At 70.1% G+C, this 6,572-nt stretch carries 7 protein-coding genes and 1 pseudogene; 6 read left to right on the top strand and 2 right to left on the bottom strand.

Annotated features, from left to right (window positions below; translation table 11 throughout):
* A partial coding sequence (locus BN11_RS10955; protein ID WP_048697573.1) for a hypothetical protein occupies positions 1 to 282 on the top strand: 282 nt, incomplete at its 5' end.
* Between the two features lie 19 nt (positions 283 to 301).
* Here BN11_RS10955 and BN11_RS10950 read toward each other — a convergent pair.
* On the bottom strand, positions 302 to 967 hold the full coding sequence (locus BN11_RS10950; protein ID WP_083433689.1) for a response regulator: 666 nt from the start codon (positions 965 to 967) through the stop codon (positions 302 to 304).
* A gap of 70 nt (positions 968 to 1,037) precedes the next feature.
* Here BN11_RS10950 and BN11_RS10945 point away from each other — a divergent pair, with 70 nt between their 5' ends.
* The 4 genes from BN11_RS10945 to idi all read left to right on the top strand — a co-directional run bounded on the left by BN11_RS10945 (position 1,038) and on the right by idi (position 4,956).
* Entirely contained in the window at positions 1,038 to 1,313 is a 276-nt protein-coding gene (locus BN11_RS10945) for a DUF2277 domain-containing protein (RefSeq protein ID WP_048697568.1), read from the top strand.
* The gene (locus BN11_RS10940) at positions 1,297 to 2,007 is read left to right on the top strand and encodes a DNA alkylation repair protein (RefSeq protein WP_048697565.1); all 711 of its coding nucleotides are present in this window, start codon (positions 1,297 to 1,299) and stop codon (positions 2,005 to 2,007) included. Before BN11_RS10945 ends, BN11_RS10940 begins: the two co-directional genes overlap by 17 nt.
* Positions 2,008 to 2,169: 162 nt before the next feature.
* Positions 2,170 to 4,275: a catalase gene (locus tag BN11_RS10935; protein WP_048697562.1), complete on the top strand. Its 2,106-nt coding sequence runs from the start codon at positions 2,170 to 2,172 to the stop codon at positions 4,273 to 4,275.
* 48 nt (positions 4,276 to 4,323) lie between these two features.
* Positions 4,324 to 4,956 carry an isopentenyl-diphosphate Delta-isomerase gene (gene idi, locus BN11_RS10930; RefSeq protein ID WP_053084075.1) on the top strand — a complete coding sequence of 211 codons (633 nt, stop codon included), beginning with the start codon at positions 4,324 to 4,326 and terminating at the stop codon, positions 4,954 to 4,956.
* Positions 4,957 to 5,087: 131 nt separating this feature from the next.
* Here the strand turns inward: idi and BN11_RS10925 are convergent, their stop codons facing one another.
* Positions 5,088 to 5,885 carry a UbiA family prenyltransferase gene (locus BN11_RS10925; protein WP_235435440.1) on the bottom strand — a complete coding sequence of 266 codons (798 nt, stop codon included), beginning with the start codon at positions 5,883 to 5,885 and terminating at the stop codon, positions 5,088 to 5,090.
* On the opposite strand from BN11_RS10925, the pseudogene BN11_RS10920 reads away from it, so the two are divergent.
* Positions 5,886 to 6,572: pseudogene (locus tag BN11_RS10920) on the top strand (type III polyketide synthase); the annotation flags it as partial.

Raw genomic sequence — 6,572 nt, 5'->3', positions numbered from 1 at the left:
CTCGGCGCGGCCCGGGCCCGGGGTGTGCAGGTCAGCCTGCACGTCGACGACCGGGCCCCGTCGATCGGCCCCGCCCTGCGGACGGCGATCGCGGCCGTGCTCGAGGCCGCGGAACCAGGCGATCAGGTGACGGTCACGGCATACCCGACATCGGGCGCGGCCCGCATCGTCGTCGCCAACCCGCACCGGGCGGTTCCGGTGCCGAGGTGCCTCGAGGTCGCGCCGATGCTGCGGCTCGTCGACCACGACGACGGACTGCTCGTCCTCGACGTCGTGGAGTGATCTCTCCGCGCTGTGCCGATCACTCGATGGGACGCAGGAATCCGTCGTGGACGGCGGCGCGCACCGCGTCCTGCGGGGTCTCGACCTGCCGGCCGAGGTCGCGATACTTCTGCACCGCACGCTTGAAATAGGTGATCACCGTCGTCTCGGCGACCGGCGGCGACATGCGTTTGCCGATGACCTTGCGGGGGATGCCGCTGGCGAGCAGTTGCAGCACCTCGATCTCGCGGGGCGCGAGCTTGGGGGTGAGCGCCTCGTCGGAGATCAGCAGATGCGCCACGTCACCGCTGACGGCGAAATCGCCGGCGGCGGCCGAGCTGATGACGTCGACCATCCGCTCCGGCGGGTCGCCCTTGAGCATGACGCCCATCGCGCCGGCGTGGACGGCGTCGCGGATCGGGATGGGCCGGAACTCGCCCGTGCAGATCACCACGGTGACGCCCCGGGCGTGCAGTTGCGCGATGCCTTCCTCGGTGGTGGAGCCGTCGCGCAGGTCCAGGTCGTAGAGCACGACGTCGGGCAGCGGATCCCACTCCCGGAGAGCGTCGAGGAGCCCCGCGTATGACGTGGCCACCCCGACCCACGTCACGCCGGGGGCGTGCTCTTCGAGAATGCGCCGGATGCCCTCCGCGACGACCGGGTGGTCGTCGACGACGGCAAGCCGGGCCACCAAATGCGCTGTCATGCGTCCATAATGCTCCCGCGGGTAATGCCGCACCTGTCGCCCATTGGGAGGGCCGACCTACGATCGTCACATGTGTCGCAACATCCGGCCGCTGAACAACTTCGAGCCACCCGCCACGTCGGACGAGGTGCACGCCGCGGCGTTGCAGTTCGTGCGCAAGGTGGCCGGGACGACCAAGCCGTCCGCCGCCAACCAGGAGGTCTTCGACCGCGCAGTCGCCGAGATCGCGCACGTCACCGCGCACCTGCTCGACGATCTCGTCACCACGGCGCCGCCGAAGAACCGCGAGGAGGAGGCCGCGAAGGCGCGCGCTCGCGCGGCGGTGCGGTATGGCCGTCCCGCCTGACCCGCCGATCGTCGCCGCCGTCCGGTCCGGACTCGCGCCGCACGCGCGAGCCGCCAATGCCGTTGCGCAGCAACGGTATATGAAGTCCGCGATGCCCTATCGGGGCATCACGAGCCCGGACATGAAGCAGATCCTGCGGGGCATCTTCGCCGCCGGGCCGCTGCCGGCGTCGCGGGCGGAGTGGGAGCGGGCGGTGCTGGCGCTGTATGACGGGGCGAGCTTCCGCGAGGAGCGGTATGCCGCGCTCGCCCTGGCCGCGCACCGCTCGGCTCGCGGGTGGCAGGACGCGTCCACGCTCCCGCTCTATCGGCACCTGATCTCCACCGGCGCGTGGTGGGACCTCGTCGACACCTGCACCTCCTCGTGCGTGTCGCCGATCCTGTTGGCGCACAGGGATCTTGCGACTCCTGTCATGCGGGAGTGGTCGGTGGCGGACGACATGTGGCTGCGGCGAGCGAGCATCATCAGCCAGCTGCCCCACAAGGCGGGCACCGACCGGTCCTTGCTGACCGAGGTGATCGAGGCGAACGTGGAGGGCACGGCATACGGCTCGCAGTTCTTCATCCGCAAGGCGATCGGTTGGGCGCTGCGGCAGTATGCGCGCATCGATCCGCAGTGGGTGCGCGGCTTCGTCGACACCCATGCCGAGCAGTTGTCGGGACTCAGTGTGCGCGAGGCGACGAAGCACCTGTGAGCCGGCCAGCCACCCTTAGGGGTGGTTTCCTCTCCGCGGCCGTCCTGGGCCGGTGCTTAGATCTGGTGCGCGCACCGTCGCGCTATAGCGTGAAAACTGCCGCCCGTGACCCGGTCGCCCGTGCGGCACACCTCCATCTCGGGCCGGTCATCAGGAGAGGTCATGCCACAGACGCCCAAGAAGTCAACCGCCAAGGGGACGGCAAAGCGAGAGGTCCCCGCGCCACGGGATCGCGCCGGCAACGGTGGCGAAACGCACCAGCTGCCGGTCGGCGACGAGGTCATGACGACCGCGCAGGGTGCACCGCTCTCCGACGGTCAGAACTCCCTGCGCGCCGGCGATCGCGGACCGACGCTGCTGGAGGATTTTGCGCTGCGCGACAAGATCTTTCACTTCGACCACGAGCGCATCCCCGAGCGGGTCGTGCACGCGCGTGGGGTGGGGGCGCACGGCTATCTCGAGACCCTGGAAGCCATTCCGGAACTGACGCGCGCTGCCCTCTTCCAGGAGAAGGGCACCCGCACCGAGGCGTTCGTGCGGTTCTCGACCGTCGCCGGCAACCTCGGCTCCGCCGACCTGGCGCGCGATGTGCGCGGTTTCGCGGTCAAGCTCTACACCAGCGAAGGCAACTGGGACCTGGTGGGCAACAACATCCCGGTCTTCTTCATCCAGGACGCGACGAAGTTCCCCGACCTGGTGCACTCGGTCAAGGAGGAGCAGGACCGCGGCTGGCCGCAGGCCGCGAGCGCCCACGACACCTTCTGGGACTTCATCTCCCTGATGCCCGAGGCGACCCACATGGTCATGTGGACCATGTCGGACCGGGCGATCCCGCGGTCGCTGCGGTTCATGGAGGGATTCGGCGTCCACTCCTTCCGGCTGGTCAACGCCGCCGGCGAGTCGAGGTTCGTGAAGTTCCACTGGAAGCCGCGGCAGGGGATGCAGTCGGTGCTCTGGGACGAGGCGGTCAAGATCAACGGCGCCGACCCCGACTTCCACCGGCGGGATCTGCACGCGGCCATCACCAAGGGCGATCTCCCGCAATGGGATCTGGGCATCCAGGTCTTTGACGACGCCTTCGCCGACCAGTTCGACTTCGACATCCTCGACCCCACCAAGCTGATCCCCGAGGAGATTCTGCCGGTGCGCGTCATCGCCCGGCTCACCCTGGACCGGGTCGTCGACAACATCTTCGCCGAGACCGAACAGGTCGCCTTCTGCACCCAGAACATCGTGCCGGGGATCGACTTCAGCAACGACCCGCTGTTGCAGGGCCGCAACTTCTCCTACCTCGACACGCAGCTCTCCCGGCTCGGGAGCACCAACTTCACCCACATCCCGGTCAATGCACCCCGCTGCCCGGTCGCGCACTTCCAGCGCGACGGACACATGCAGACGATGCCGCAGGCCGGCCGGGCGAACTACGAGCCGAACTCGTTCACCGGGGCCGACCGCGGGCCGCGGGCAGATCCGGACTCGGGTTTCGTCTCCGCGCCGGTGCCGGAGAGTGGGGACAAGCGGCGGATCCGCGCCGAGTCGTTCGCCGACCACTACAGCCAGGCGAATCAGTTCTGGCGCAGTCAGACTCCCGTCGAGCAGGAGCACATCGTCGGCGGTTTCGCCTTCGAGCTCGGCAAGTGTGAGATCGAGGGCATCCGCACCCGAATGCTCGCCAACCTCGTCAACGTCGACCCGGACCTGGCGACGCGGGTCGCGACGAAACTGGGCATGGATCTCCCGGAGGCGTCCGAGAGCGCGGTGCCCCCGCGGCACGACCTGGCCGAGTCGCCCGCCCTGTCGATCCTCAAGAGCACGCCGCAGATCTTCGCCGGACGCAAGATCGGAGTCGTCGTCACCGACGGCACGCCGACCGAGTCGTTGGCGGGGCTGCGCAAGGCCGCGGAAGCGGCCGGGGCGACCGTCGAACTCATCGGCCCGACGGCCGGCGGCGTCCAGTTGGGACGACGCAAGGTCCCGGTCGACCACGCCATCGCCGGCGCACCGTCGGTGCTGTTCGACGCCGTGGCGCTGCTGCCGAGCGCCGACGGAGCCGCGGAGTTGGCAAAACGCAAGTGCGCCAAGGATTTTGTGGCCGACGCGTTCGGCCACCAGAAGTTCGTGGCCCACTCGTCCGACGCTCAGCCATTGTTGACTGCTGCCGGCGTCGAGGCTGACGGCGGCGTGTTCGACCTCGGTGACCGGTCCGCGGACGAGTTCGTCGACGCCTGCACCGCTTTGCGGTTCTGGGAGCGCGACGTCCAGCCCTGATCACGCCTCGCGGGCGTGGCTGAGCTCCACGTGGTCGATGATGGGCCGGTGACTGTCAGCACCGGCCCATCGGGTCGCCCTGGGCCCGAGGAGCTCGTGGTCCTGGTGGACGAATCCGGTCACGCCACGGGCACCGCCGCGAAGACCGAGATCCACGACGAGGCGACGCCTCTGCATCTGGCCTTCTCCTGCTACGTTTTCGACGCCGCGGGCCGGCTGCTGGTGACGACACGGGCGCGCAGCAAGCGCACCTTCCCGGGAGTCGTGACGAACACCGTATGCGGTCACCCCGGGCCTGGGGAGTCGCTCGACACGGCCGTGCGGCGGCGCGCTGACGCCGAGCTGGGTATGACGCTCGGCGCGGTCCGCTTGGTCCTGCCGCGCTTTCGCTATCGCGCCGAGATGGCCGGGGTCGTGGAGAACGAGTTGTGCCCCGTCCTCATCGCCACGGCGGAGGAGTCGGCGGGTACGACCGCGGAGGTGACGCCCGACCACCGGGAGGTCGAGGCGGTCGAGTGGGTGCCGTGGCGTGACTTCGTCGCCGAGGTCAGTCAGGGGCATCGGCAGGTGTCGCCGTGGTGCGCGCTGCAGGTGGCGCAACTCGATCGAATGGGACCGGATCCGGCGGCGTGGCCCGCCGGCGACCCGTCGCTCCTGCCGCCCGCCGCCCGCCTGGCCTAGCGCGTGTATCGAAAAGGACGTACAACGAAGAGCCGCCGACGGGGTGGGGTCCCCGCGAAGCACCGGAGCGACGACGGAGTTGGGTCCCACGCTCTGCGTGGGCGGACACGTCGTGGGGTGGCCGAGCGGCCTCAGAGATAGCTCAGCATGAGCGCGGCAACGACGAGGGCGAGACTGCCCAGCGCCAGGAACGGGACCTTGCCGGATCCGAAGAGGGCCGCGACGCCGCCACCGGCGGCGGCCGCAGCGGTCGCCAAGGCGGTCCCTGTGGGCAGGTCTGCGCTGAGCAGCACCGTCGTGATTGCGGCGATCAGGGCCGCCGTGGCGAGCAGGCGCACGCCCCGCTCACCCAGTCGGGGTCCCAGGCCCCGGAGCCCGGTGAGCCGGTCGTCCGCGATGTCCGGCAGCACGTTCACGGCGTGCGCGGCGACGCCGAGCAGGCCGGCCGTCACGCTCACCCACGCCGGCGCGAGCCTGCCCGCAGTGAGGGCCACCACCTGCGGCAGCGTCCCGAACGCCAGGAGGAACGGCAGCCACGAGCACATCGTCGCCTTCAACCACGCGTTGTAGGCCCAGCCGGACGCCACGCCGAACACGAGGTGGGTCAGTCCGGCTCGAGCCCCGAGCGCCAGCGAAAGGGCGATCGTGGCGGCCAGGGCCAGCGCGGCAGCCGCCCGCACGACCGGCCGGTGGCCATGGTCGCTCGCCAACGGTTTGTCGCCGCGACCCGCCGCCGCATCGCGATCGGCGTCGAAGACGTCGTTGGACCAGCCGATCGACAACTGCCCGGTGAGCACCGCGAGAATCACGAGAATCGTCGCCCCGGTCCCCAGCCCCATCGCCTGTGACAAAAGTCCGGTCAGCGCCGAAACGATCAGCGTGGGAACCGGATGGCATGATCCGAGGAGCACCCAAGCGAGGGAGAACACGTGCATACCGTATGGCCGCGAGCCAGCCGCATCCTTGCGGCGCACGGGGTGGTCCCGGAGCACAAATACCACCAAGGTGACCTGACGGCGGGCTTCGCGCAGATCGCCGGGCTGACCGGAGCGCGGGCGCAACTGTTGCGGCGCCTGCACGCCAACAGCGGTGTCCAGACCCGGCACCTGGCCATGCCGCTGGCGGAGCTGACCGCGTTGCGGACCTTCGGCGAGGCCAACGACGCCTTCATCGAGCACGGGGTCGCGCTCGGCGCCCGGGCGTTGTCCGAGGCCGCCGAGACAGCCGGCATACCGCTCGACCGGATCGACCTCATCGTGAGCGCGACGGTCACCGGCCTCGCCGTGCCCTCCCTCGACGCCCGCATCGCCAGTCTGCTGGGGCTGCGTCCGGACGTGCGTCGTATGCCGCTCGTCGGGCTCGGATGCGTCGCCGGCGCCGCGGGGATCGCGCGGGTGCACGACTATCTGCTGGGCCATCCGGGCCACGTCGCGGCGTTCGTATCCGTGGAGTTGTGCAGCCTGACCGTGCAGCGCGACGACGCCTCGACGGCCAACCTGGTGGCGTCCGGACTCTTCGGGGACGGCGCCGCGTGCGTCCTCATGGCCGGGGCGGAGGCACCCGGTGCCGGGAGCGGCGCGGCGGAGACGGTCGGCGCGGCCGGGACGGCGGAGACG

This window comes from Nostocoides australiense Ben110 (genome assembly GCF_001050535.1).
Lineage (GTDB): Bacteria > Actinomycetota > Actinomycetes > Actinomycetales > Dermatophilaceae > Nostocoides_A > Nostocoides_A australiense.
The sequence above is the reverse complement of the archived record's forward strand: the minus strand, read 5'-3'. Positions and strand labels throughout refer to the sequence as shown.

Coding starts and splice junctions, on each gene's coding strand:
- BN11_RS10935 (WP_048697562.1), top strand. CDS start 2,170: ATGCCACAGACGCCCAAGAAGTCAACCGCCAAGGGGACGGCAAAGCGA.
- BN11_RS10950 (WP_083433689.1), bottom strand. CDS start 967: ATGACAGCGCATTTGGTGGCCCGGCTTGCCGTCGTCGACGACCACCCG.
- BN11_RS10945 (WP_048697568.1), top strand. CDS start 1,038: ATGTGTCGCAACATCCGGCCGCTGAACAACTTCGAGCCACCCGCCACG.
- BN11_RS10940 (WP_048697565.1), top strand. CDS start 1,297: ATGGCCGTCCCGCCTGACCCGCCGATCGTCGCCGCCGTCCGGTCCGGA.